17 protein-coding genes are annotated in these 24,302 nt (G+C 72.2%); 10 read left to right on the top strand and 7 right to left on the bottom strand.

What is annotated here, in order from left to right; all coding sequences use genetic code 11:
- Positions 1–83: 83 nt before the first annotated feature.
- Positions 84–1,082: a hypothetical protein gene (locus WMF17_RS45250; protein WP_437647129.1), complete on the bottom strand. Its 999-nt coding sequence runs from the start codon at positions 1,080–1,082 to the stop codon at positions 84–86.
- Positions 1,079–2,500, bottom strand: coding sequence for an aminotransferase class III-fold pyridoxal phosphate-dependent enzyme (locus tag WMF17_RS45245; protein ID WP_437647127.1), 1,422 nt, complete (start codon positions 2,498–2,500; stop codon positions 1,079–1,081). Before WMF17_RS45245 ends, WMF17_RS45250 begins: the two co-directional genes overlap by 4 nt.
- 81 nt (positions 2,501–2,581) lie before the next feature.
- On the opposite strand from WMF17_RS45245, the gene WMF17_RS45240 reads away from it, so the two are divergent.
- Entirely contained in the window at positions 2,582–4,024 is a 1,443-nt protein-coding gene (locus WMF17_RS45240) for an aldehyde dehydrogenase family protein (protein WP_437647125.1), read from the top strand.
- A gap of 233 nt (positions 4,025–4,257) precedes the next feature.
- Here the strand turns inward: WMF17_RS45240 and WMF17_RS45235 are convergent, their stop codons facing one another.
- Positions 4,258–5,748, bottom strand: a complete 1,491-nt coding sequence (locus tag WMF17_RS45235; RefSeq protein ID WP_437599742.1) for a ferritin-like domain-containing protein — start codon at positions 5,746–5,748, stop codon at positions 4,258–4,260.
- A gap of 944 nt (positions 5,749–6,692) precedes the next feature.
- On the opposite strand from WMF17_RS45235, the gene WMF17_RS45230 reads away from it, so the two are divergent.
- Positions 6,693–7,667: a hypothetical protein gene (locus WMF17_RS45230; protein WP_437599741.1), complete on the top strand. Its 975-nt coding sequence runs from the start codon at positions 6,693–6,695 to the stop codon at positions 7,665–7,667.
- Between the two features lie 91 nt (positions 7,668–7,758).
- Positions 7,759–8,394, top strand: a complete 636-nt coding sequence (locus WMF17_RS45225) for a glutathione S-transferase family protein (RefSeq protein ID WP_437599739.1) — start codon at positions 7,759–7,761, stop codon at positions 8,392–8,394.
- Positions 8,395–8,487: 93 nt separating this feature from the next.
- Here WMF17_RS45225 and WMF17_RS45220 read toward each other — a convergent pair whose 3' ends face one another.
- Together WMF17_RS45220 and WMF17_RS45215 are read right to left on the bottom strand one after the other, a co-directional pair.
- The gene (locus WMF17_RS45220; protein ID WP_437599738.1) at positions 8,488–9,000 is read right to left on the bottom strand and encodes a hypothetical protein; all 513 of its coding nucleotides are present in this window, start codon (positions 8,998–9,000) and stop codon (positions 8,488–8,490) included.
- Between the two features lie 4 nt (positions 9,001–9,004).
- A complete protein-coding gene (locus WMF17_RS45215; RefSeq protein ID WP_437599737.1) occupies positions 9,005–10,498 on the bottom strand; it encodes a serine/threonine-protein kinase in 1,494 nt (497 codons plus the stop codon).
- A gap of 278 nt (positions 10,499–10,776) precedes the next feature.
- On the opposite strand from WMF17_RS45215, the gene hemL reads away from it, so the two are divergent.
- On the top strand, positions 10,777–12,093 hold the full coding sequence (gene hemL, locus WMF17_RS45210) for a glutamate-1-semialdehyde 2,1-aminomutase (protein WP_437647123.1): 1,317 nt from the start codon (positions 10,777–10,779) through the stop codon (positions 12,091–12,093).
- A gap of 102 nt (positions 12,094–12,195) precedes the next feature.
- Here the strand turns inward: hemL and WMF17_RS45205 are convergent, their stop codons facing one another.
- A complete protein-coding gene (locus tag WMF17_RS45205; protein WP_437599735.1) occupies positions 12,196–13,872 on the bottom strand; it encodes an FG-GAP repeat domain-containing protein in 1,677 nt (558 codons plus the stop codon).
- Positions 13,873–14,171: 299 nt separating this feature from the next.
- On the opposite strand from WMF17_RS45205, the gene WMF17_RS45200 reads away from it, so the two are divergent.
- The 3 genes from WMF17_RS45200 (at position 14,172) to WMF17_RS45190 (ending at position 16,738) form a co-directional block, all read left to right on the top strand.
- Positions 14,172–14,774: a hypothetical protein gene (locus tag WMF17_RS45200; RefSeq protein WP_437599734.1), complete on the top strand. Its 603-nt coding sequence runs from the start codon at positions 14,172–14,174 to the stop codon at positions 14,772–14,774.
- 14 nt (positions 14,775–14,788) lie between these two features.
- Positions 14,789–16,282, top strand: coding sequence for an aminomethyl-transferring glycine dehydrogenase subunit GcvPB (gene gcvPB, locus WMF17_RS45195; RefSeq protein WP_437599733.1), 1,494 nt, complete (start codon positions 14,789–14,791; stop codon positions 16,280–16,282).
- A gap of 147 nt (positions 16,283–16,429) precedes the next feature.
- On the top strand, positions 16,430–16,738 hold the full coding sequence (locus WMF17_RS45190; protein WP_437599732.1) for a hypothetical protein: 309 nt from the start codon (positions 16,430–16,432) through the stop codon (positions 16,736–16,738).
- A gap of 162 nt (positions 16,739–16,900) precedes the next feature.
- Here WMF17_RS45190 and WMF17_RS45185 read toward each other — a convergent pair whose 3' ends face one another.
- Positions 16,901–20,725, bottom strand: coding sequence for a serine/threonine-protein kinase (locus WMF17_RS45185; protein WP_437599731.1), 3,825 nt, complete (start codon positions 20,723–20,725; stop codon positions 16,901–16,903).
- A gap of 381 nt (positions 20,726–21,106) precedes the next feature.
- Here WMF17_RS45185 and WMF17_RS45180 point away from each other — a divergent pair, with 381 nt between their 5' ends.
- From WMF17_RS45180 to WMF17_RS45170, 3 genes are read left to right on the top strand one after another with little or no spacing between them, the layout of a single operon-like run.
- Positions 21,107–22,222: an ABC transporter ATP-binding protein gene (locus WMF17_RS45180; RefSeq protein ID WP_437599730.1), complete on the top strand. Its 1,116-nt coding sequence runs from the start codon at positions 21,107–21,109 to the stop codon at positions 22,220–22,222.
- Positions 22,215–23,108, top strand: a complete 894-nt coding sequence (locus WMF17_RS45175; RefSeq protein ID WP_437599729.1) for an ABC transporter permease — start codon at positions 22,215–22,217, stop codon at positions 23,106–23,108. The genes WMF17_RS45180 and WMF17_RS45175 overlap by 8 nt, the downstream gene beginning before the upstream one ends.
- Complete coding sequence (locus WMF17_RS45170) at positions 23,105–23,932, top strand: ABC transporter permease (RefSeq protein ID WP_437599728.1); 828 nt, start codon at positions 23,105–23,107, stop codon at positions 23,930–23,932. Before WMF17_RS45175 ends, WMF17_RS45170 begins: the two co-directional genes overlap by 4 nt.
- Positions 23,933–24,302 lie beyond the last annotated feature (370 nt).

Genomic DNA, 24,302 nt, shown 5'->3' with positions numbered 1-24,302 from the left:
CGGGCGGAGCCCTCGCGAGGGCCCTCCGCCGAGCGGCACGGCGCGCACGGCGGGGCGCGGTGCCCGGGGATGCCCGACGGCGGCTATCCCGGGGGCCACGCCGCAGAGAGCCGCTCGAGCTCCCGCGCCGGGTCATCGAGCGGCGCCTTGCCGCGCCACGCCGGCGGGAACAGCGGCATCACCGCGCTCCGGAGCGCCGGCGCGAGCCCCGCGATCTCCGCCGGGCCCCGCGGGATCCGGATCAGGGGCACGCGCTCGCCCGGGAACGCCGCGAGGCGCCCGAGCGCGTTCTCGCGGATCGGCGCGAGCTCGCCCGGGCTCACCTCGGCGGCGTGGGCGGTCTGGTAGTGGCGCAGGAACGACTCGGCCCGGGCGCGCGGGATGTCGTCGCGCTCCTCCTCGCCGACCTGGCGCACCACCGCGAGCAGCGGCAGCGGCACCGGCGAGACGCCGAGCGCGGCGATGTCGCGGAAGTCGGGCTGCGCGTACGGGAGCACCGCCGGCGGGATGATCGCGAACCCCGCGCGGCCGTAGGCGATGAGCCGCACAACCGTGTCACGGTCGTCCGGGTCGACGGCCTCCATCTCGGCGGCGAGCATCACCTCCACGCCGCCTTCGCCGCCCCCCGGGCTCCCGCCGAGCCCGGCTTCGGCGATCGCGCGGCGCGCGAGCGCGACGGGCGCCGCGCGCAGCAGGGCGGCGAGGCCGGTGCGGCGGAAGGCCGGCAGGACGAGGGCGTGCGAGAGCAGCACGACGCAGCGCCGCGCCGCGCGGTCGAGCGTGACGTAGCAGTCGCGCACGCCGGCGAGGCGCCCGTCGCCGTCCTCCACGCCGCGCGCGAGCAGCATATGGTACGTCGCCACGATCGGCGCCGCCGGGTCCGTCTTCTGCCCGGCGAACCACGCCGAGAGCACCTCGCGGCGCTCGAGCTCGCCCTTCGGCCCGAAGACCGCGTCGAGCGCCCTGTAGCCCTCGTCGAACGCCGCGTCGCCCTGCACCTCGTCCACGGAGAATTGAGCCAGCGCCCGCGCGACCTTCTCCGGCCCCTCCCCCGGGCACACGTCGCGCGGGTCGACGATCATCCGGCCATCTCGCGCAGCACGGCGTCGAACACCGAGACCGCCTCGTCGACGTCCGCGATCGTCGTGATGAGGTGCGGGCGGAGCCGCACCGAGCGCGTCCCCGTGTAGCTCGCGAACACCCCGCGGCGCAGCGCGCGCCCGAGGAAATCGTCGCGCGCCGCGGTCGTCGGCAGGTCGAACGCGAGCAGGAAGCCGCGGCCGCGCGGCTCGCTCGCGAGCGCGGGGTAGCGCTCGCAGAGCTCCTCGATCCGCGAGAGGAAGTGGCGGCCCGCCGCGCGCACGCTGGCGAGGAGATCCTCCGACTCGATCGCGCGCAGCGTCGCCAGCGCGATCGCGGCCCGCGCGCGGTCGCCGTTGCGCGTCTGGTACATGCGCCCGAACTGCGCGACGTCGTACGCCGACGTCGCGAAGAACCCGCCCATCTGCATCTTCTTGCCGAAGCACATGAGGTCGGGCGGGCGCGGCAGCTCCAGCTGCTCGTGCGCCCAGAGCGTGCCCGTGATCCCGAGGCCCGTCTGCACCTCGTCCAGGATGAACGCCGCGCCCGCCTTGCCGGCGAGCTCCTGCGCGCGGCGGAAGAAGACCGGGCTCGCGTGCCGGTCGCCGCCCTCGGACTGCACGGGCTCGACGATCACGGCGGCCACCCTGCCCTGGTGCGCGTCGAGGATCCGCTCGAGGTCGGCGAGCGCCTCCGCCTCGGCGCGGTCGTTCTGGTCGGCGAAGCGCGCGAGCGGGAAGCGGCTCGCGGGGAACGGCGCCGCGGGCCAGGGGAATGCGGGCAGATCGGCCTTGTGGATGACCTTGGAGTGCGTCGCTGACATCGGCCCGAGGCCGCGGCCGTGGAACGCGCCGGCGAACGACACGACAACCGCGTCGGTCCCCGCGTTGTCGAGGATGCTCTTCTGCTGCTCCTCCGGGAGCTCCAGCGGGTTCCTCGGCAGCCCGGCCGCCTCTCGCCGGCGCTCGCCGTGCCGGATGAACGCCGCCTTGAGCGCCGCCTCGACGCCCTCGCCCCCCGCGTCCACGCAGAACACGCGCGCCATGCCGCGCGGGGCGTACCGCTGCTCGAGCGCCTCCACGAACTCGAACCAGGCCGGCGTCGTCACGAACGGCGTCGACGTCGGGTTCGCGACCGCGCGGATGAAGCCGTCGCGGTGCGCCGCCTCGACGAGCGAGGGGTGGTTGTAGCCGAGCGCCCCGAGCGCGAAGTTCGCGAACAGGTCGAGGAACACGTTGCCGTCCACGTCGACGAGCGAGCACCCCCGGCTCGCGATGTCGTCCATCACGACCGCGCGGTAGCGCGACTGCATGTCGAAGCCGCCGCGCGCCATCCAGGCGCGCGCCTTCGGCCCTGGCAGCTCGGTGACGACTCTTCGCGGAGGGACGGACGGGAGCGTGGGGCGGTCGGAGAAGTCCATGGGCAGGGCGAGTATCCCGCACGGCAGGGCGCGTGTCATCGCCGCTTGCCGCGCCCGGGTGCGCGGGTTTACGACGAGGGCATGCCCGAGACGCGCGAGACGGTGAAGAAGCTCTGGATCGACAACGCCGAGAGGGAGGCGCTCTCCGGCGAGACGTTCGAGACCGCGAACCCCGCGACCGGCGGGGTGCTCGCGCGGCTCGCCCGCGGCCGGCGCGAGGACGTCGACGCCGCCGTGGCGTCGGCGCGCGCGGCGTTTCCGCGGTGGGCGGCGATGGATCCGAACGAGCGCGCGCGCATCCTGTGGAAGGCGGGGGAGTTGATCCTCGCGCGGTGCGAGGAGCTCGCGCGCCTCGAGGCCGTCGACACGGGCAAGCCGATCACGGCGGCGCGGACGATCGACGTGCCGCGCACGGCGGACACGTTCTTCTATTTCTCCGGGTGGGCGACGAAGCTCGGCGGCGAGACGATCCCGGTGCGGGGCCCGTTCCTGAACTACACCGTGCGCGAGCCGCTCGGCGTCATCGGCGCGATCATCCCCTGGAATTTCCCGCTGCTGCTCGCGGCGCGGAAGGTGGCGCCGGCGCTCGCGGTGGGCAACACGGTGGTCATCAAGCCGCCGGAGGAGGCGAACCTGACGACGCTGGAGCTCGCCCGCGTCCTCGCGGAGGCGGGGGTGCCGCCGGGGGTCGTCAACGTGGTCACGGGCCATGGCGAGGAGGCGGGAGCGGCGCTCGTCGAGCACCCGGGCGTGGCGAAGATCTCGTTCACGGGCGGCACGGACACGGGCCGGACGATCATGCGCGCGGCGGCGGGCACGCTGAAGAAGCTGTCGCTGGAGCTCGGCGGCAAGAGCCCGAACATCGTCTTTGCGGACGCGGACGTGGAGAGCGCCGCGAAGGCGGCGGTGACGGCCGTCTTCTACAACCAGGGCGAGCTCTGCACGGCGGGGAGCCGGCTCCTCGTGGAGCGCGCGGTGCACGATCGCGTGCTGGAGACGGTCACGAGCGGCGCGCGCCGGCTCGTCTCGGGCGATCCGCTCGACCCGTCGACGCAGCTGGGCCCTCTCGTCTCCGAGGCGCACTTCACGAAGGTGCTCGGCTACATCGATCGCGGCGCGGCCGAGGGGGCGCGCCGCGAGATCGGCGGGCGCGGCGAGGGTCCGGGGTTCTTCGTGGAGCCGACGGTGTTCTCGGCGGTCTCTCCGTCGATGACCGTCGCCCGCGAGGAGATCTTCGGCCCCGTGCTGGCGGTCATCCCCTTCGACGACGTGGAGGAGGCCGCGCGCATCGCGAACGCGACCGAGTACGGCCTCGCGGCGGGCATCTGGACGCGCGACGTGGGCAAGGCGCACGCGCTGGCGGCGCGGCTCGAGGCGGGCACGGTCTGGATCAACACGTACAACCGGTTCGACGCCGCGAGCCCGTATGGCGGAATGAAGCAATCCGGCTTCGGGCGGGAGAACGGGCGCGCGGTGCTGGACGAGCTCACGCAGCTCAAGTCCGTCTGGCTATCGCTCACCTGATCCGAGCGGGCTGTAGAAGCAACTGAACCACAGAGGCGCAGAGGACACAGAGGACAGAGCAAAGAAACTCTGTGTCCGCTGTGCCTCTGTGGTTCCTTCCCACATGAAGCCAGGGAAGGTCTTGGGCGACGCGGCGATAGAGCCCGAGCCACAGCGGTGTCAGGCAACTCCTGTGTTCGCCTCGCGGGCGCGCATCATCGCAGCATCCGTCGCGACGGAGCGCTTTGCTGCCGTCAGGTCGAGATGCCTTGTGACCAGCTCGACGACTTGGCGGGAGCGCTGTCGCTCGAGAGCCCCGGGAGCGCCGCGCGGCACGGCGCGACGACCTCGGCGAGCACCTCGCGGCGCAGCGCTCCGAGCGCGCGCGCCGGGAGCACGCCGAGCGCCTCGTGCGCGGCGGGCCCGGGCGCCGGGTCGGCCGCATACCGCGCGACGGCGCGGGAGAACGCCCGCTCCGCCGCGGCGCGCGCCGGCTCGCCGAACGTCGCGAGCATCCACGAGAGCGCCCTCCACGCGAGGGCCGCGTGCCGCTCCTCGTCGGCGGCGATGCGCGCGAGCGCGGCCGCCAGCGCAGGATCCCCGGCGATCTGCGAGAGCTCCCGGCCCTCCGCCGCGCCCAGCGTCTCGCCGACGCACCCCTCCTCGACGAGCGCCTCCACCACCTCCGCGACGCCTGCGCCGAGCGGCGCCGTGGCCGCCTCGAGCAGCGGCCCCGGGCCGATCGCCCGGCCCGCGAGGCGCGAGGCGATGCCGTAGGCGAGGCGCGCGTGCTCCACCTCGTCGAGCGCGGCCCGGTGCGCCTCGCCAACGAGGGCGGCCGGCGCGCCGAGCGCGAGGAGCTGGAGGGAGAAGCGGGCGAAGCTCGCGATCGACGCGTGCTCGAGCGCGGCCACGGCGGAATAGTGCGCCGCGGCGCGCTCGCGCACCTCGGGCGAGAGGGACGCGACGTCGAGCTCCGCGGGCGCGCGCCAGTCATCGCGCGGGGCGCCCCGCGCGGCGCGCGGCCGGCCGTCGACGACGAGGGGGCGCCCGATGGCACAGGAGATCCCTGCGCACTGCCAGCGCGCGCTCTCTCCGTCGATGTCGGGGGCGACGCAGGCGGCCCCCGGGATCGTGTCGGACGCGCAGTCGGCGTCGCTCCGGCAGGTGTCGTCCTTGGTCCGGCAGGCGAGCGTGACCTGCTCCCAGCACCCGTTGAAGTAAGCCGACAGGCCACAGGTGCTGTCAGGGCAGTCGGCGTCGACCGCGCATTGCGCCTTCGCGCAGACCGAGTGCTCCTCTCGGAGCGCGCCAGTCCCCTTGCAGACGCACACCTCGGATGCGCCGCACTCGACGTCGCTCTCGCAGGCGTACTCGCAGCCGCAATACGCCCCTATCTGCCCGAAGGCGCTCACGCACTTGCCGCGGGGTCCCTCTCTGCAGTCGGCGTCCGTCTTGCATTGAAACGTTCGCTCGGCGCCGCTGCACGCGCGCTGCGCGATGGTCGCGTCGCAGCGCACCCGCGACGCGCGGTGCACCGTGCCGTCCGGCTCCTGCACCCAGCCCGCCGCGCGCGGCGTCCGGGGCGCGGGCGCCGCCAGCTCGTCCAGGGCGCCCGCGTCGCCGCCCGCGGCCTGTGGCTCGGCGAGCGTGACGACCGCGATGTCACGGCTGTTCGAGCTGGAACAGCCGGCGGCGCCGGCGGCGAGGAGGAGGGTCATGCGGAGCGAGCGGTGGCGGTCCATGGCGCGAGGGTAGCAGAGCGGCGCGCGCGGCCGACGATCGGGCGCGCGGCGTGGCGGGAGCCGCGGGGTCGGGCGCGCGCCCGGAAGTTACCAACAGGTTTGAGACAGGCCGGACGAGTGTCGTCGTCAGCACGGCCTGCTGTCCTGCCTTCCTGAGAGCTCAACCTCGTCGCGACGTACGGCATCGACGGTCTCGCTGAGCAGCTGCGCGACATGGAAGCGGCCAAGGACATGCCGAGACGTTATCCCTACGCACAGCGCACATTCTGCGGAGCAGCGAGAATTCAACGCAAAGGCGCAAAGGCACAAAAACGACGGAGGAGGAATGGACGAGAATGAGATGGCCAGGATCGTCGTCGACGCGGCGATCGAGGTGCATCGCAGCCTTTGAGGCAGGGTATCCATCGCGTGGTCGACGGATTGCAGGAATGACTTCCCCCTCCCTTGCCTTTTTGCGCCATTGCGCCTTGGCGTTAATTTCCGGCTTCCCGTTGCGAATAAGCGGGCTCCGCCACCGCTTCAGCGACCAAGGTGCACCCGCAGCCGCCGACGAAGCTGAACGCAGCACGTTCAACCTCCCACACCCCCGTATCCACTGCGGCCAAGCCCCGCGCACTGCCCGCAACGTCCTCCACCCCCTCCGATCAAGTCCCGCGCACTGCCCGCAACGTCCTCCACCACCTCCGATCAAGCCCCGCGCACTTCCCGCAACGTCCTCCACCACCTCCGGCCAAGCCCCGCGCACTTCCCGCAACGTCCTCCACCACCTCCGGCCAAGCCCCGCGCACTGCCCGCAACGTCCTCCACCACCTCCGGCCAAGCCCCGCGCGCTTCCCGCAACGTCCTCAGCCACCTCCGGCAACCCCGACGCACCGGCCGGAGCACCGTCGGTTCCGTCCACTTTGTGCTCCGCTCCCCCCTCGCGCCCGCGCCGCTGAGCGCTCGTGTCCCCGGCCTTCCCCGCCGCCCGGATGCAACCACATAAATCGCGTCGTTTTCGTGCTCTCTCGCGACATTCGCTCCCGCGCGACTTAGTCATTGCCTTCATGTCCAAACCCAAAAAACCGAACAGATCAGGTACACCCGCCGTTGAACCCACCCAGATCCATACCGCGGAGGCGGCCTTCCACCGCGTGAAGCCCGACCTCGACGCGATACCGCTCGCCGAGCTGGACACGCCGCGGCTCGACCTCCAGGCAGCCGCCGTGCAGGCCATCGGCGTGGCCGAGACGCTCTCCACGCCGCAGCTGCGCCAGCGCATCGCGGCCATCGCCGCGGCGGGGGCGCTCGATGCCGCGCGGATCGACGGGCTCGAGAGCGTCGCCTGGGCGACCTGGTTCGCCCGGTACAAGTTCCTCCTTACCTCGGCGACGCATTCCGGCGCGGCGCTCCCGGCCACGCTCGTCGAGCGTGCCTACGAGACGCGCGCGCGCATGCTGAAGACGCTCGAGTACCACCTCGACGGCGACGCGGAAGCGACCGCGCAGCTCGCGCACCTGCGCGCGGGCAGCGGCCACCTCGACCTCGCCAATGACCTGTCCGGCGCCGCCGACATGTACCGCAAGCATCGCGACGCGATAAAGGACGACAAGCGGAACTTCCGCAGCGAGGACGAGCAGGACGCGAGCGCCCTCGCGGAGCAGATCCTCCGGCTGCTCGGCGCCACGGCGACGCCCGAACAGACGCTCTGGAAAGGCTACCAGGCACGCGCCGCCAAGCTGCTCTTCCGCCATTACGACGAGGCCGTCCGTGTCGGCCGGTTCCTCTTCTATTACGACGATCCCGAAGGCCGCTTCCCCAACCTGTACACGGCGACACGCTCCACGCCGGCGTCCCCGCGGCCCGACAAGAAGCCGGATGCCAGCCCCGTGAAGCCCGAATCGGCGCCCGGCGAGGCGCCCGTCCTCGGCATCGCCTGATCCAGGCGCTCACTTCTCCCCCGGCGCTCCCCCGACCGTCCCCCCACCCCGCACGCTCGCGCCTTCCGGCCGCATGCGCTACTGCGCCGGCATGCGCCTCTACACGTTTCTTCGGTCGCCCAATGCGCTCAAGGTGCGCCTCGCCCTCGCCGAGCTCGGGCTCGCCTACGAGCCGGTCGAGGTCGACCTGTTTCGAGGCGAGCAGCGCGCCGAAGCGTTCACCCGGCTGAACCCGCACCGGAAGGTGCCTGTCCTCGAGGACGACCCGCTCGTGCTCCGGGAGTCGAACGCCATCATCGCCTACCTCGGCCGCACCCACCGGACGACGCGCTGGCCCGACGTGCCGACGTCCGAGGCCAGGGCGCTCCAGTGGCTGTTCTTCGACAGCGCGCACCTGACCCCGCACTGCGGCGTCGTCTGGTGGGCCAGCATCGTCGCGCCGAGGACCGGTTTCCCTGCCCCCGCCGAGGCGGTCCTGAAGCGGGCCGCCGACGAGGCGACGCGCTCGCTCGACCTGCTCGAGGCAGAGCTCGACGAGCAGCAGTATCTGCTCAAGAATTCCATGTCGCTCGCGGACTGCGCCGTGGGCGCCGCCCTCGCGATGCTCCGCGGGTCGCAACTCGACGACGGCGCGCGCTGGCCGAACGTGATCGCGTACCGCGAGCGGCTGCGCAGCCGCGACAGCTGGACCGAGGCGCGCGGCGACGCGCTCACCGATTTCGATTGAGCAACGCGGGACGCGCGGCGCGCTCGCAAGGCAGCGCGCTCGGACGACGGCGCGCCCGCTCGGCAGCGCGCCCCGAGGGCACCACGCCCGCGGCTATCTCCTCGTTCGGCGGCCGGTCCCGCGCGCATCGCGCCCGATCGGCTCGCCCAGCTCGAACGCCGGATCGCCGGCCCTCGCCGGCTGCTCCTGCGGCTCACCCGCCTCGAGCGGGCCGTGCGCCCGCTCGGCGTCAGCGATGGATGGGTAGCCCTCCACGTCGCCGTCGACCCGGAAGCCGCCCGCGCGCGCAGGGCGCACAACGCGGCCGAGGACGAGCCCCTCGTCCCAGATGCCGCCGTGCTCGACCGCGATGGCCGCGCCCACGGTCACCTCGGCGAGCCGCGAGGGCGCGCCCTCCGGCCGCTCCGGCGTGGGCCGCCAGCGCAGGAACGCGTCCTCGTGGAGCACCACCACGACCTGATCGCCGGGCAGCTCGGTGATCCCGCGGGCGAAGCGCACGCGGCACCCCGGCGCACCGGAGGCCGCCCCGCGCTCGCCGCCGGCGGCGCCCTCCGCCTCCTCGAGCGCGGCGAGCGGCTCCGCACCCCGATCCTCGAGCGGCGCCATGCGGCTACCGCGACGCCGGCGCGCTCCCGCTGCCCGGCGGCGCCGCGGCCTCAGGGCCCGGCTCGCCCCTCGGCTCCAGGTTGATCTGGATCCGCGCGGGGGACTCCGACGTGAGCTCCACGGTCTGCGAGACCCCATCGCTCGACCGCGCCTCCACGAGCAGCGACACCCCCGGCTGTGGCCGGGCGATGATCTGGCTGCCCACGCCGAGCACCACGCCGTTCAGCTTCACCACCGCGACGCTCGGCTGGGTCTGCACCGCGATCGGATCGACGAGGGGCCGGTGATCCCTCGGCCGGCTCAGCGCGACGAACATGAGCGACGCGACAGCGACCCCCGTGGACACCGACGCCACGAGCCACGGCAGCGCCACCGGGCGCAGCGCGTCGCTGCCGGCGCGCATCAGCCCGCCGAGCCCCCTCCGCGGCGGCGTGCGCGACCCCCGCGAACGGCTCGAGGAGGGCGGCCCCGAGCTCAGCGTCGCGCCGGGCTTCGGCCGCCACCCGGAGCGCTGCTGCGGGACGATCGCGGCCGCGATCATCTGCCGCTCCTCCTCCAGCTTGTCCCCGCAGCGCGCCATCAGGAGCTCCGCCACCTGCGCGGTCGTGATCACGCCCGACCTGCGCATCAGGAAGTCCTCCAGCGCGCTCGCCATCTCGCCCGCCGTCTGGAAGCGCTGCCGCGGGTCGCGCGCGAGCGCCTTCAGGATGATCTCCTCCAGATCCCGCGGGCAATGCGGCGCGATCAGCGTGGGCCGCGGCGGCTCCGGCACCCCGGTCTGCGGCAGCACGAGATCGTGCAGCACCTGGAACGGGAGCGCGCCCGTCACCGCCTCGAAGAGCACCACGCCGAGCGAGAAGATGTCCGAGCCGCGATCGACCGGGTGCCCCTGCGCCTGCTCGGGCGACATGTACTCGCCCTTGCCCTTGATCTCGCCGGTCTGCGTCGTGTCGCCCAGCCGCTCGAACGCCTTCACGATCCCGAAATCGGCCACCTTCACCGTGCCGTCGCGATCGATGAGGATGTTCTGCGGGCAGACGTCGCGGTGCACGATGCCGAGCGGCACCCCGCGCTCGTCGTGGAGCTCGTGCGCCGCGTGCAGCCCGTGCGCCGCGTCGGCCACGATGCGCGCGGCCATCGCCGGGGAGATCGGCATCGGGCGCAGCCCCGGCCGGAGCAGCCGCTGCATCGTCTGCCCGTCGATCCACTCCATCACGAGGAAGAGCACGCCGTCCGTGTCGCCGAGATCGAGGATCTCGACCACGTTGCGGTGGTGGATCTTCGAGGCGAGGTTCGCCTCGTCGAGGAACATGCGCTGGAACTGCGGATCACGCGCGAGCGCCGGAATGAGCGTCTTCAGCGCGACGACCTTGTGGAAGCCGCGGGAGCCCTCCATGCGCGCGGCCCAGACCTGCGCCATCCCGCCCTCGCCGATGAGGCGCAGAAGCTCATATCGCCCGAGACGCTGCCCCGGACCGGGGTCCTCGGAGATCCGCATGGCTCACCAGAAGCTTGTGCTCGGGGATCCGCGCCCGCGGTCCCCAGGAGCAGCCCGGGCCGCAGCGCGCGGCCCCCTCTCTCCAGGCGATCACCATAGCCAAGCGCGACCGCGCCGCAAAGGATCGTGTGGACCGAAGGCGGCTCGCCACCAGCCCCCGTCCGTCGTTCAGGCCCCGCCACCACGACGCCCCGCGTCCGGCAAACCTCGACGCCCCGCGCCCGGCAGCCTCGTTCCGCGTCGCTCCCCCGCCTTGCCCCTGCTATGGCCGGAGCACGATGACGAACGCGACAAGCGCTCCTCCGCCTGCCCGCGGGGGCCGAGCCCCCGCCTCCAAGGCCCTGTTCGACCGCGCCGCCGCCGTCCTGCCCGGCGGCGTGAACAGCCCGGTGCGGGCCTTCCGCGCCGTCGGCGGCGACCCCCTCTTCATCGCCCGCGCGCAGGGAGCGCGGCTGGTCGACGTCGACGGCGCCGAGTACATCGACTTCGTCGGCTCCTGGGGGCCGGCCATCCTCGGCCACGCGAACCCCGCCGTGGTCGAGGCCGTCCGCGAAGCCGCCCTCGGCGGCCTCTCGTTCGGCGCCCCGACCGAGCTCGAGGTCCGCTTCGCCGAGAAGATCCGCGAGCTCTACCCGAGCATCGACATGCTGCGCTGCGTCTCCAGCGGCACCGAGGCCACGATGAGCGCCATCCGCGTCGCGCGCGGCTTCACCCGCCGCGACGTCATCATCAAGTTCGAGGGCTGCTACCACGGCCACGCCGACCACCTGCTCGTCAAGGCAGGCAGCGGGCTCGCCACCTTCGGCGCGCCCGACTCGGCCGGCGTCCCCGAGAGCGTCGCCCGCGCCACGCTGTCGCTGCCCTACAACGACCCGGCCGCCCTCGAGGCCGCCTTCGCGGCGCGCGGCGGCGACATCGCCGCGGTCATCCTCGAGCCCGTTGTCGGCAACATGGGCTGCGTCCCGCCGGAGCCGGGCTTCCTCGCCCTCGTGATCGACCTCTGCCGCAAGCACGGCGCGCTCTCGATCTTCGACGAGGTGATGACCGGCTGCCGCGTCGCCCGCGGCGGCGCGCAGGAGCGCTTCGGCCTCCGGCCGGACCTGACGACGCTCGGCAAGATCGTCGGCGGCGGCATTCCCCTCGCGGCCTACGGCGGCCGCGCCGACGTGATGCGCGTCGTCTCGCCGCTCGGCCCCGTGTACCAGGCCGGCACGCTCAGCGGCAACCCGCTCGCGGTCAGCGCGGGGCTCGCGACGCTCGAGCGCCTCACGCCCGACCTCTACGAGCGGCTCGAGCAGCTCGGCGCGTCCCTCGAGCGCGGCCTCAGGGCCGCCGCCGAGGGCGCCGGCGTGACCGCGTGCGTGCAGCGGGTCGGCTCGATGATCACGCTGTTCTTCACGGAGGGCCCGGTCCGCTCCTGGGCCGACGCCGCGACCTCCGACACGAAGCGCTTCAGCGCCTTCCACGCCGGCATGCTCGCGCGCGGCATCTACTGGCCTCCGTCGCAGTACGAGGCGGCCTTCCTGAGCGGCGCGCACACCGAGGAAGACATCGAGCGGACGGTCTCCGCCTGCCGCGAGGCGCTCGCGGCCTGAGGCCGGACCGGCCCGCCGGCGAAGGGCCGACCGCCGGAGCGATCGGCCCTCCTCACGAGCGCGCGAGCGCGGAGCCTGCCCGCGCGGGCCCCGCGGAGCGCGTCAGTCCGCGCCGCGGACCCAGCCGTTCCTGTAGTAGTTTCCGCGCGCGGTCGGCCAGAGCAGGCAGTTCGTCGCCGACTGCGGCACCGTGTACACGTACGTGCACGGCTCCGGCTGGTTGCCGATCCACCCGATCTCGCGGAGCGACACGACGATCTCGATGGTGCCGTCGCCGTTCACGTCGGCGAGCGTCGGCACGGGCATCGCGCCGAGCCGCGGCAGCGGGATCTTGTGGAGGAGCTTGCCGCCCGCGTTGAGGACGAAGAGGTGGCTCCGGTTCTCCTCGGTCGAGTAGGTGTTGAACACGACCTCGGGGATGCCGTCGCCCGACAGGTCCCCGACCACGACGCCGCCCGTGAGCACCTGCGTGTCGTCCGTGTACTGGACGTCCCAGTACGCCGTCTTGTCGGCGTGGACCGCGTGGATCCGCCCGTCCAGGCCCGCGAAGATCATCTCGGGGCCGGGGTGCGTCGCGTCGAGGTCGGCCACGGTCACCTGCTGCGTCGCCGCCACGATGTTGCCGCCGAGATCCTCGCCGCCGGACAGGTAGTCCGGCGCATAGAACGGGCTCTCCCACCCCTCGATGCGGCTCGCGTCGTTGCGGACCACCCAGAGGCCGACGCCCTGGGACTGGTCCGACATGTCGACGTCCTCGGCCGCCGCGAGCATGATGATCTCCGGCGTGCCGTCGCCGTTGACGTCCGCGATCGCAGGGGCCGAGTTCTTGAAATAGGCCTGCAGGTCGCGGCTGTCGCCGAAGCCCTGCTGCGCGAGCGCGAGGTCGTGCATGTACCGCACGCCCGGCGTCTTCGGGCGGCCCTCGAACATGGGATTCGCGTCGAAGGCCTCCCCCGTGCCGCGGTAGAACCCGGCATAGGAGTTGTCCATCGGCGCGACGATGTCCTGCGCGCCGTCCCCGTCGAGATCGCCGATGGCCAGGTTCTGGTCGTAGACGCCCACGATCCAGCACTCGGCGTCGTCGCTGCGGCGCGCGTCGCACCCGATCGTGTTGCTCTCGATCGGCGGGAAGCCGGCGACCCGCGCCCCGCTCGCGTGGAAGGCCATCAGGACGTCGGGGGACCTGTCGGTGCTCGCGGCCACGACGTCGAGCTGGCCGTCGCCGTCGACGTCGCCGGCGGCGAGGGCGCGGATCTCGTCGTTCCAGGTGACAGGCCAGCCGTCCACCACCCGGCCGCTCGCGTCGAGCATGTAGATCCTCGTGCGCGCCGCGAAGACGACCTCGAGCTGCGCGTCGCCGCGGAAATCCGCGACGATCGGGCTCGCCCAGATGCGGCCGTGCTGCCGCGACTCGTCGAACCGCCACTTCTGCTCGCCGTCGGGGCCCCAGGCGACGACGTTGCCGTTGTGCGTCACCAGGATCTCGCTCTCGCCGTCGCCGTCCAGATCGGCGACCACCGGCGACCCGAGCCACGCGCTCTCGTCGTCGTCGGACAGCTGGAGGAGGAGCTGGGGCTCCGCGACGTCGGCGGTGCCGTTCGCCGCAGGAGCGCACGACGCGGCGGTCGGCAACGGCTTGGAGCCCCCGGGGACCGGGCGAGGGCCGCCCGAGGAGCTGCTGCTGCTGCTGCCGCCGCCGTCGTCGCCGTCGTCGGGGAGGGTGCCGTCGGTGTTGCCGATCTGCCCCTCGCAGGCCGCAAGGGCGAGGAGGCTGGTCAAGAGAGCAATTCTACCGGGAATTACAAAACCTCGGTTGCAGACAAAGGACTTCATCATGCTCCGAAGCTTACCAGCGCTTCGCGGTCCACGAAGAGGCGAAGCGGAAATTTGACGCCGTCGCGGATGCGCTGAACGGTGCGTTACGCTCCTCCTTCAGCGGGGCAGGTAGGCTGCATGTCGTTCACGTTGCGCACGTAACGCACGTGACGCGCGTGACGCACGTTCGTTCCTCTGCCGCTGCCGCGGGGCACATGGCGGGGGTATGGGTGCGGGTAGGTGCTGTGCTAGGCTCCGCCGCCATGAACGTATCGCGACGGCTTTGGATTGCCGGCGCCGCCTGTGCCCTGCTGCTGGGGACGACGGCGCTGGGCTGCAGCTCGACCCCCCCGCCCAAGACGGCCAAGGTGCAAGCTGGGGACATGCCCGAGGGCGGCGACTGGACGGGCGTCTATTACAGCGAGCTCTACGGTTACCTGCACCTCGTCCAGGACAACGACTCCATGGAGGGCCGCTGGATGCGCCCGGTCAAGGATCGGTGGGGCGAGCTGCACGGGACGGTGACGGGCGATCTCATCAAGTTCACCTGGACCGAGCACGTCATCGGCGCCATCGGGCCGAACTCGACGAAGGAAGGCCGGGGGTACCTCAAGTACACGCGGCCGGAGGGCGAGAACGTCGACGACAAGGTCGTGGGCGAGATCGGCCGCAACAAGGATGAGGTCGGCGAGCCCTGGGAAGCGGTCAAGCAGCGCAACATGTTGCCGGACCTGCAGTCGATCGGGGGCACCGGCAGCGCCGACATCGGCGGCGGCGACTGGGACAGCCAGAACCAGGAGTCCGGGGCGCCCGAGCCGCCCGCCTCCCCCTCCGACGAAGCACCTGCCGAGCCCCCCGGCCTCTGACATAACAGCCCCCGATGACCCAACCGCAGCCGCGAGGCATTCAGTTCCGCGAACCCCCCATCTTCGAGCGCGGCACGCCGGGCAGGACCGGCGCGTCGCTCCCGCCGCTCGACGTGCCCGACGTCGATCCCGGCGCTCACTACGGCGCGCTCGCGCGCAAGGAGCCGGCCGGCCTGCCGGAGGTGAGCGAGCCGGAGGCCTTCCGGCACTTCGTCCGGCTGTCGCAGTGGAACTTCTGCATCGACGGGCAGATGTACCCGCTCGGGTCGTGCACGATGAAGTACAACCCGAAGGTCAACGAGTGGGCCGCGCGCATCCCGGGCTTCGCGAAGCTGCACCCGATGACGCCCGACGAGCTCAGCCAGGGGTCGCTCGAGGTGATGTGGCGCCTGCAGGAAGCGCTCTGCGAGATCAGCGGGATGGACGGCTGCTCGCTGCAGCCGTCGGCGGGCGCGCAGGGCGAGCTCGCGGGGCTGATGATGATGCGGGCGTTCCACGAGTCGAAGGGGCGCTCGCCGCGGAAGGTCTTCATCCCGGAGAGCGCCCACGGCACGAACCCGGCGAGCTGCGCGCTCAACGGGCTCGTGGCCGTGCGGATCGAGAAGACCGCCGACGGCATCACCCACCCCGAGCAGGTCCTCGCCGCGATCGAGCGCCACGGGTCGGACGGCGACGTCTGCGGGTTGATGATCACGAACCCGAACACCCTCGGGGCGTACGAGACGCACCTGCCCGAGATCATCAAGCTCATCCACGACAAGGGGGGGCTCGTCTACGGCGACGGCGCGAACACGAACGCCATCATGGGGCACGCGCGGCCGGGTGACGTCGGCATGGACGTCATCCACATCAACCTGCACAAGACGTTCACGACCCCGCACGGCGGCGGAGGCCCCGGCGCCGGGCCGGTCTGCTTCAAGAAGCACCTGGAGCCGTTCCAGCCGTCGCCCGTCCTCGTGCGGCGCGGCGACGCGTTCGCGTGGGACCGCGACCGGCCCCTGAGCGTCGGGCGGCTCCGGGCCTTCACCGGCAACTTCGGGATGTTCATCCGGGCGTACGCGTACATCCGGGAGATGGGCGGCGAGGGGCTCACGACGGCGAGCAGCCTCGCCGTGCTGAACGCGCGCTACCTCTGGGCCAAGCTGAAGGACCACTACAGCGCGCCGGTGCCGCAGCCGTGCATGCACGAGGTGGTGCTCTCGGACAGCCAGATCGAGAAGGAGACCGGGGTCAAGACGCTCGACATCGCGAAGCGGCTGCTCGACTACGGCTTCCACGCGCCCACGGTCTACTTCCCGCTGGTCGTGCCCGGCGCCCTGATGATCGAGCCGACGGAGACGGAGACCCGCGAGACCCTCGACGAGTTCGCCGCGGCGATGCTCAGCATCCTCAAGGAGGCGCAGGAGACGCCGGACGTCGTGAAGCAGGCGCCGCACGGCACGGTGGTCGGTCGCCTCGACGAGGCCCGGGCCGCGCGCCAGCCGCGCCTGCGATGGTCGCGGACGTGATCCCTCCGGAGGAGGCGGCCGCCGCGCGGCCTCCTCTGGCAGGCGGCGCCGGCCGGCGGCGCGCTCCAAATTCGCGAATCTCCGCCGGACGCGTCTACAATGAGCGTCGAGGGCCCACGGTGCGGTACCTCACGAGATGAGCGACGGGTGGCCGATACCGTGGAGAACGAGGGCGACATCGAGACGATCAGCCAGACCACCCCGGTCTCGGTTGGAGACACCGTGCGCCTCGTGTTCCGCGCCTACGATGAGGCGACGCCCCCGTTCAACATCAAGATCCGCTCCCCCTCGGGGAAGATCATCATCGAGCGCGTGCTGCGCGACCTGCCCACCGGCAAGCCGCAGAGCGCCTCGCCGGTCGAGTTCAGCGCGTCGTCGCCGGGCGAGTACAAGATCGAGATCAAGCAGCTCTACGGAAAGCAGCGGGGCACGGCCATCCTGCGCGTGAAGCCCTGACGCGCCCCCGCCGGCTCATCCCCCCTCCCCCTTGCCGCAGCCGGAGCTCACCCGCACAGGAGACGGGTCCAGCTCGGCGTTTTCGGCGCGGAAGCGTACTCCTGTACGCTGAGCACCGAAAACGTCGAGATGGGCCCGTATCCGAAGCGGGTGAGCTCCGCACTAGAAGCCGGGCAGGAGCATGTTCGTCATGCGATCGGGGCTCACGATGCCCTGGTCGTGCATCCAGCCGTTCGCCGTCGCGACGGCGGCGCGGCCCTCGTCGCCCTTGAGCAGCTCGCCGTGGCGGCGGCGCGCGGCCGCGGCGTAGAGGGCCATGCCGGCGGCATCGAAGCCGCGGACGGCGTCGGCGAGCTGATGGCCCGCTGCCTCCGCCTGGCCGCGGGCGGCGGCGACCGCGGCGCGCACCGCCGCGGCGAGCGGGTCGGCCCAGGGCATGTGCTCGGCCTCGATCTTGCGGGCGGCGCGCGTCGCCTCCTCGTACAGCGGCTCCGCGTCGGCCGGCGTGACGGCGGCGGCGGCGGCCAGCGCGGCGCAGGCCCTGAGGTGGGTGATGATGATGCGCACGGCCTGGATGCGCAGGGCGAGCGAGCTCTCGATGCCCGACTGCTGCTCGGCGAAGAGGCGGTGCGTGGCCTGGCCGTCGCCCCGGTACAGGCCGATGTGCGCGCGGGCGACGAGGTCGAAGTAGCTCTGCAGCTGGAAACCCGCCTTGGACCAGCTCCGGATCGCGTCCTGCGCCTGGCGCTGCGCGGAGTCGGGGTCGTCGCCCACGAGCCAGTAGGCGTTGCTCTGCGAGGAGCGCAGGCTCGTGGCGAGGTAGCGGTCGCCGCGCTCGTCCGCCGCCTGCAGGTACATGGGGACCCGGCGCATGAACTCGCGCGTCTCGCCGCCGTACCAGAGCGCCCAGGCCGAGAACGTGTGCGCCCAGCTCCGCTCCCACGTGACGCCGGTGCAGCGCTCGCGAAAGATGACGTCCGCCCGATCGAGATCGGCCACGCCCTGGTGCCAGCGGCCGAACAGCGTGGCCGTGACGCCGCCGACGAACCCGACGAGGCCGAGCGCGTGGGGCCGGCCGATGCGCGCCGCGATCGCGCTCGCCGTCGAGAGCAGATCGGTCACGCGCGACGCGGAGGGGCCGCCGTCGATCGCGAGGTAGGTCGCCTCGAAGGCGAGGGCGCGCGTCACGCGGTAAGGCTCCCCCGCCTTGAGCGAGAGCAGCAGGTTGCGCGCCTGGAAGTCCGCGCCGCGCGTGGGATCGACGATCGCGAGCCCCATCGCGGCCGACCAGCAGACGTCGATGCGCATGAGATCTTCCGGCGAGACCTCGTCGGCCGGCCGCTCGACGAAGTTCAGCCCGCGCAGGCGCACCTGCGCGCGCCGCAGCATCAGCGACGCGACCGCGAGCTCCGGCGTCTTCGGCACCTGCATGCCCACCGCGCCGAGCACCGAGCGCAGGCCCGCCATGCCGGCGTCGACGTAGCCGGCGCGGAGCAGGTTCTCGGCGGCCCGGCGCCCGAGATCGACCGCCTCGGCCTCCGGGGCGCCGTCGCTCGCGGCCATGTAGGCCTCCGCGGCCTTGGCGCCGCGGCCGGCGCTGCTCAGCGCGTCGCCGAGCTTGGCGAGCACGACCCGCCGCTCCGCCCCGCCGGGCAGGTGGAGATCGATCGCCATGCGGTAGAGGCGCGCCGCGTGGTCGAACGCGAACGCGGCCTCGGCCTGCTCGCCGGCGCGCACCGCGTAGCCGGCCGCGCGCTCGGCGTCCCCGGCGGCGCGCCAGTGCTCGGCCAGCGCCTCGAGCTCCGCGCGCCCCGAGGCCTCCAGCGCCAGCGCGAGCCGGCCGTGCCAGCTGCGCGACGTCTGCTCGTCGAGCCGGCTCGTCACGGTCTCCCGGATGCGGTTGTGGAACGGCTCGGCGAACTCGTCCTGCCCCGAGCCGCCGGTGCGCACGAGGTTCGCCGCGCGCAGGGCCGAGAGCACCCGCGTGAGCTCCACGAAGTCCGCCGCCATGGCGTGCGCGGCCACCGACGTCAGCACCGGCACGCCGGCGCAGACGACGAGCTCGAGCAGCTGGCGCGCCCGTGGATCCAGCCGGCTGATCCGCGCCCAGAGGACGTCGTCGAGGCGCACCGGGCTGCCGTCGTTGTCCTGGGCCAGCCGGTGGCGCAGGAGGGCGTCGATGAACAGCGGGTGGCCGCCCGCCTCCTGCGCGATCGCCTCGATGCTGAGCGGCCGACCGAGCGGCGCGCCCCGGAGCAGCAGCACGCAGAGCTCCTGCGCCTCCGCGAGCGACAGGCGATGGAGGATGATGTGCCCGAGCGAGTCGACCGGCACCCCGAGCTGCCGCGAGACCGGCGGCGCCGTCTCCGATGCGGTCCGCACCGCGGCGACGAGCATCATCGCCCGCGGGCGCGAGGGATCGACAGGCGCGCCCGCGGGCGCGGCGCCGTCGAGGCCGGCGAACGAGCCGGGCCGGCTCGCGGCGCAGAGGTCGGCCTCGGTCCACGGGCGCATCACCTCCGAGAGCAGCGCGACGCTGTCGGCGTCGGCCCACTGGAGGTCGTCGATCGCGAGCACGAGCGGCCGCTCGGCCGCGAGCCGGCCGAGCAGCTCCCGCAGGGCGGTGAAGACGAGGGCGCGGATCTCGGGCGGGTCGATCGCCTTGCGCCGCGCGCGCGCCTCGGTGATGGCGGGGACCGTCCGGAGCACGGGGAACACCGTGCCGAGCAGGCCGGCGTTGGGCGGCAGGAACGCCCTCATCTCCTCGGGAGGGCGGCGCACGAGGTGCCGGCTCAGCGCGTCGATGAGCTCGTCCACCGCCTTGTAGGGGACCGCCTCGCGCTCGTAGCAGCGCCCGGCGAGGACGAGCGCCTCCTTGTCGATGCGCTCCAGGAACCGGCGCAGGAGCGCGCTCTTGCCGACGCCCGACTCGCCCTCGATGAACCGCGTTATCCCGCGCCCCATCTTCGCCTCGGCGAACGCGCCCTCGAGCGCGGCGAGCTCGCTCTGCCGGCCGACGAAGCCGATGCGCTGCGAGAGGACGGGCGGCTCCTCGATGAGCTCCTGCACCCGCAGCCGCCGCAGCACGTCGCGCGCCGTCGGGCGGGCGGCCGGATCGATGCGGAGCATGTCCACGCAGAGCTCGTCGATGTCGGCCGGCATGTCCTCGACGAGCCGGCTCGGCGGCGGCGGCTCGGCCCGCCGCATCATGTCCATCGCCGCCTTGGGCGCGGTCTGGAACGGATAGACGCCGGTCAGCGCGAGGTAGAGCATCACCCCCACGCTGTAGATATCCGCCTCGGGCCCGGCCGATTTCCCCTCGGCCTGCTCGGGCGCCATGTAGTGGAGCGTCCCGACGACGGCGTGCTCGCGCCCTGGGCCGCTCGCGTCGGCGACGAAGCCGAAGTCGAGGACGACCACCCGCTCTTCGGCGGTGACGAGCACGTTGGAAGGCTTGATGTCGCGGTGGACCTTGTAGGCCGCGTGCACCGCCGCGAGCCCCTGGGCGAGCTGCGCCAGCGCCGAGCGGAGCCGGGCCTCGTGGAAGGGGCGCGTGATCCGGGGCTGCGGCTCGGACGCGGGGCCCTGCGAATGCCAGAGGGGGATCGACGGCAGGGTGGAGCGCCGCCCGCCGCTCGCGGGCTCGCCCCTCGGCCCGGCGTCGCCCTCCTCGTGGAGCCGCACGTGCACCACGAAGTCGACGCCGCGGATGAGCTCCATCGTGAAGAAGAGCTGCCCCTCTTCCTCGTGGAGCTCGCCGAGGCTGACCAGGTTCTGGTGCTGGATGTCCTGCAGCGAACGGAACTCGTTCTTGAACCGGAGGCGCGCATCGGCGCTCAGATTCCGGAGGATCTTGAGGGCGACGCGCCCCTTTCGCTCGCGGTCGAAGGCCTCGTAGACAACCCCCATCCCGCCGACCCCCACGACGCGAACGACCTGGAAGCGACGCGTGCCTCCGAACTCAGGTCTCGCGCTCCTCAGGCCCATGCGTGGACCAAGAAATCACCGGCGCCGAGCGGTGGCAAGCAGTGCGTGGACGACGCGTGGAAGACGCGCGGATGGCGCCTCTGAGCGCGCGGCGTGCGCGGGGGAAGCGCACACGACGCGCGGCGTGCGTCGGCGGCGCGCGCGGCCTGCGTGGCGCATGCGTCGCGCCGCGAGCCGGATCGGCAGAAAGCTGGCACGCTCAAGGGAAGGGGGGTAGCGTACCCGGCCTGCGAGCGAAAAGAACCCGGTCCGACGCGCGCCGCTCAGCCGGTCAACCCGGCGCGCACCCAGTTGACAACGGGAGAGCATCATGGTCTGCGTAGTACGCTCCGAGGCATCGGAAGCGGTTCCGAGAGCGCCACGCGCAAAGGGTTTGCTGGGGTGATCCAGAGGTTGAGAGACTTCTTCTCGTCATCGGCGCGGCGCATCACGAGGCCCCCGACCGAGAGCGAGGCCGCGCGGAACCCGGGATGCAGCCTCGTTGTAGAGAATGTCAGCAAGAGCTTCGGGAAGACACAGATACTGAACGACGTGTCGTTCACGGCGGAGGCCGGCGAGTTCGTCACGCTCCTCGGGCCTTCCGGCTGCGGAAAGACCACGCTGCTCCGCATCATCGCGGGGCTCGATCGCTCCGATCGGGGGCGCATCCTCCTCGCGGGCAGGGCGGTTGACCACCTGCCGGCGAACCGCAGGCCGGTGAACACGGTGTTCCAGAACTATGCCCTGTTCCCGCATCTCACCGTGTTCGAGAACGTGGCGTTCGGCCTGAGGTCGCGCAGCATCCCTGACCCGGAGGTGCGCGATCGTGTGCGCTCGAGCCTCTCGATGCTCAAGCTCGATGATCTCGGGGAGAGATATCCGCACCAGATCTCGGGCGGTCAGAAGCAGCGAGTCGCGCTCGCGCGCGCGGTCGTCAACGAGCCTGAGGTGCTGCTGCTCGACGAGCCGATGTCGGCCCTCGACGCCAAGCTGCGCGCCGAGGTCCAGCTCGACCTGCGCCGCCTCCAGCGCGCGCTCGGGAAGACGTTCGTGCTCGTCACTCACGATCAGGACGAGGCGATGACCGTCTCGGACCGGATCGTGCTGATGAACAAGGGCCGCATCGAGCAGCAGGGCGTGACGGCCGAGGTGTACGAGCGGCCCCAGAGCCGCTTCGCCGCCGAGTTCTTCGGCGCGGCCAACCTCATCTCGGCGCAGCGCGTCGGCGCCACGCTCGTCTTCACGACGGTGGGCGCGCTGAGGGTCCAGACCACGCCACAGTGGGAGTTCGGCACCCTCGCGATCCACCCCGAGTGGATCGAGCTGTGCGAGAACGAGCCGCCGGAGAACGGCGTGCGCGGCGTCGTGCGCGAGAGCTTCTACCGCGGCGATCACGTGGAGCTCATCATCGAGCCCGGGCCGCTGCGCGTGCAGCTCAGCCCCCGCTCGCGGCTCACGCCCGGCTCGTCCGTCTGGCTCGCGCTGCCCTCCGAGCGGCTCGAGGTGCTCAGTGACTGAGCCGACGGTCTGGTATGGCCAGCTGACGACGCGGCGCAGGCTCCTCGCGCGGGGCTTCCTGTTCATCGCGGGCGGCATCTCGTGGCTGTCCGTGTTCCTCCTCCTGCCGAGCCTCGCGCTCTTCGTCGTGTCGTTCATGAAGCGCGACGCGGACGGCGTCCTGATCTGGGAGCTGACGCTCGAGTCGTTCGTGCGCATCTTCGGCTCCGCGTCGGGCGAGAACGCGCGCATCCTCATCCGGAGCATCGTCCTCGCGCTGATCGCCACGAGCGCCTCCGTGATGCTCGCGTATCCGATGGGCTTCTTCATCGCTCGCGGCTCGCGGCGCCGGCGGTTCTTCTGGCTGGCGCTCGTCATCGTCCCGCTCTGCACGAACCTCGTCATCCGCACGTTCAGCTGGAAGCTCCTCCTGTCGGCGCAGCTGATGCCTGCCAAGCTCGCCGCCTGGCTCGGCTGGATCGACCCCGGCCGCGACATCTATCCCAGCTGGACCGCGGTCGCGCTCGGCCTCGTCGCGGCCTCGCTCCCGTTCGCGGTGGTCCCCCTCTACACGAGCATCGACCGCCTCGACTGGTCGCTCGTCGAGGCGGCGCAGGACCTCTACGCCTCGCGGCTCCGCGTCTTCTTCGCCGCGATCTTGCCCCAGACCCTGCCCGGCCTCAGCGTCGCCGTGATCCTGACGTTCGTCCCTGCGATGAGCGTCTTCGTGGTGAGCGACATGCTCGGCGGCGCGAAGCACTGGCTGATAGGCAACCTGATCCAGCACCAGTTCGGCCCGGGCCGGAACATCCCCTATGGCGCGGCGCTGAGCCTCCTGCTCATCATCCTGACCCTGGGCGGCGTCTCGCTGTACCGTCGAAATGGGCGCTCCGTGGAGATCCTGTGAACAGCGGCCGCGGTCCCTGGCGCGCGCTGACGACCGTCGCCGCCTTCCTCGGCTTCGGGCTCCTCTACGTGCCGCTGCTCGCGGTCGCCATGTACTCGTTCAACGCCGCGGAGCGGGGCCTGGTCTGGACGGGCTTCTCGGTGCGCTGGTACATCGAGCTCTTCGCCGATCCCGAGACGAGCCGGCGCGCGAGGGAGATCCGCGAGGTGGCCGTGAACACCTTGCTGCTCGGCGGCGCCTCGACGGTCATCTCGACGATCCTCGGGACGCTGCTCGCGCTCGGGATGCGCTTTCCGTGGACGAGCTCCGTGAGCCGCCTGCTCGAGTCGATCGTGGACATCCCGGCGGTCGCTCCGGACATCACGTTCGCGGCGGTGCTGGTCATGGCGTTCAACCTGCTCCGCCGGGTGGTGGACTGGTTCGATCTGGGCATGACGACGATGATCATCGGCCACGTGACGTTCGAGATCGCGTTCGTCACGCTCATCGTCCGCAGCCGCCTCATCTCCATCGGACCGACGCTGAGCGAGGCCGCGATGGATCTCTACGCCTCGTCCTGGATCCACTTCCGCAGGGTCACGCTCCCCCTCCTGTGGCCGGCGATCGTGGGGGGCGCGATGCTCGCGTTCACGATGTCGCTCAACGACTTCGTGATCAGCTTTTTCACGTCCGGCCCGCGCTCGGTCACGCTCCCGCTCTTCGTCTATCACTCTCAGGTGCGAGGGATGCGGACGGACCTGTTCGCGATTTCAACGCTCCTCGTGTTCGGGGTGATCGTGTTCATCATCATGCTGGAGCGGATGACCCGCTGGCGGCACGATTGAGCTGTCGCCTCCGCGCCACGGCCGAGCTCGAGATCGAGCCGCGCGGCCGCTGAGGGGCCCGCGCCGCTCCCGCGGGCGGCGCGGGCGCCGGCGCCTCCGCGCGGCGCCTCACGAGCGCTTATGCATGTGGCGGCGGCGCATCCAGCGCGCTGTGACCGGGCCCGGGCGATGGCGCGGCGCGCGAGCGAGCGCGACCTCGGGTCGCTTGCCTTCCGGCGCTCGGATGCGCGAACATCCACGACGAGATCCCCACGCGCGCCGCGCTCCGTGCGCGCCGCGCCGCTGGGTCTTGCTCACGCTATCAGGCCCGCCGCGCAGAAGCGCCTACACAGCGACGTCCACGTGGAGGAGGAGGCATCGACCGCTTGTG

The organism is Sorangium sp. So ce362 (assembly GCF_051519845.1).
Taxonomy (GTDB): domain Bacteria; phylum Myxococcota_A; class Polyangia; order Polyangiales; family Polyangiaceae; genus Sorangium.
This window is presented reverse-complemented; position numbering and strand designations above follow the sequence as displayed.

Bases quoted from the DNA above. Each gene is read 5' to 3' on its own strand.
- WMF17_RS45250 (WP_437647129.1), bottom strand. From the start codon at position 1,082: ATGATCGTCGACCCGCGCGACGTGTGCCCGGGGGAGGGGCCGGAGAAG.
- WMF17_RS45245 (WP_437647127.1), bottom strand. From the start codon at position 2,500: ATGGACTTCTCCGACCGCCCCACGCTCCCGTCCGTCCCTCCGCGAAGA.
- WMF17_RS45240 (WP_437647125.1), top strand. From the start codon at position 2,582: ATGCCCGAGACGCGCGAGACGGTGAAGAAGCTCTGGATCGACAACGCC.
- WMF17_RS45235 (WP_437599742.1), bottom strand. From the start codon at position 5,748: ATGGACCGCCACCGCTCGCTCCGCATGACCCTCCTCCTCGCCGCCGGC.
- WMF17_RS45225 (WP_437599739.1), top strand. From the start codon at position 7,759: ATGCGCCTCTACACGTTTCTTCGGTCGCCCAATGCGCTCAAGGTGCGC.
- WMF17_RS45220 (WP_437599738.1), bottom strand. From the start codon at position 9,000: ATGGCGCCGCTCGAGGATCGGGGTGCGGAGCCGCTCGCCGCGCTCGAG.
- WMF17_RS45215 (WP_437599737.1), bottom strand. From the start codon at position 10,498: ATGCGGATCTCCGAGGACCCCGGTCCGGGGCAGCGTCTCGGGCGATAT.
- hemL (WP_437647123.1), top strand. From the start codon at position 10,777: ATGACGAACGCGACAAGCGCTCCTCCGCCTGCCCGCGGGGGCCGAGCC.
- WMF17_RS45200 (WP_437599734.1), top strand. From the start codon at position 14,172: ATGAACGTATCGCGACGGCTTTGGATTGCCGGCGCCGCCTGTGCCCTG.
- gcvPB (WP_437599733.1), top strand. From the start codon at position 14,789: ATGACCCAACCGCAGCCGCGAGGCATTCAGTTCCGCGAACCCCCCATC.
- WMF17_RS45185 (WP_437599731.1), bottom strand. From the start codon at position 20,725: ATGGGCCTGAGGAGCGCGAGACCTGAGTTCGGAGGCACGCGTCGCTTC.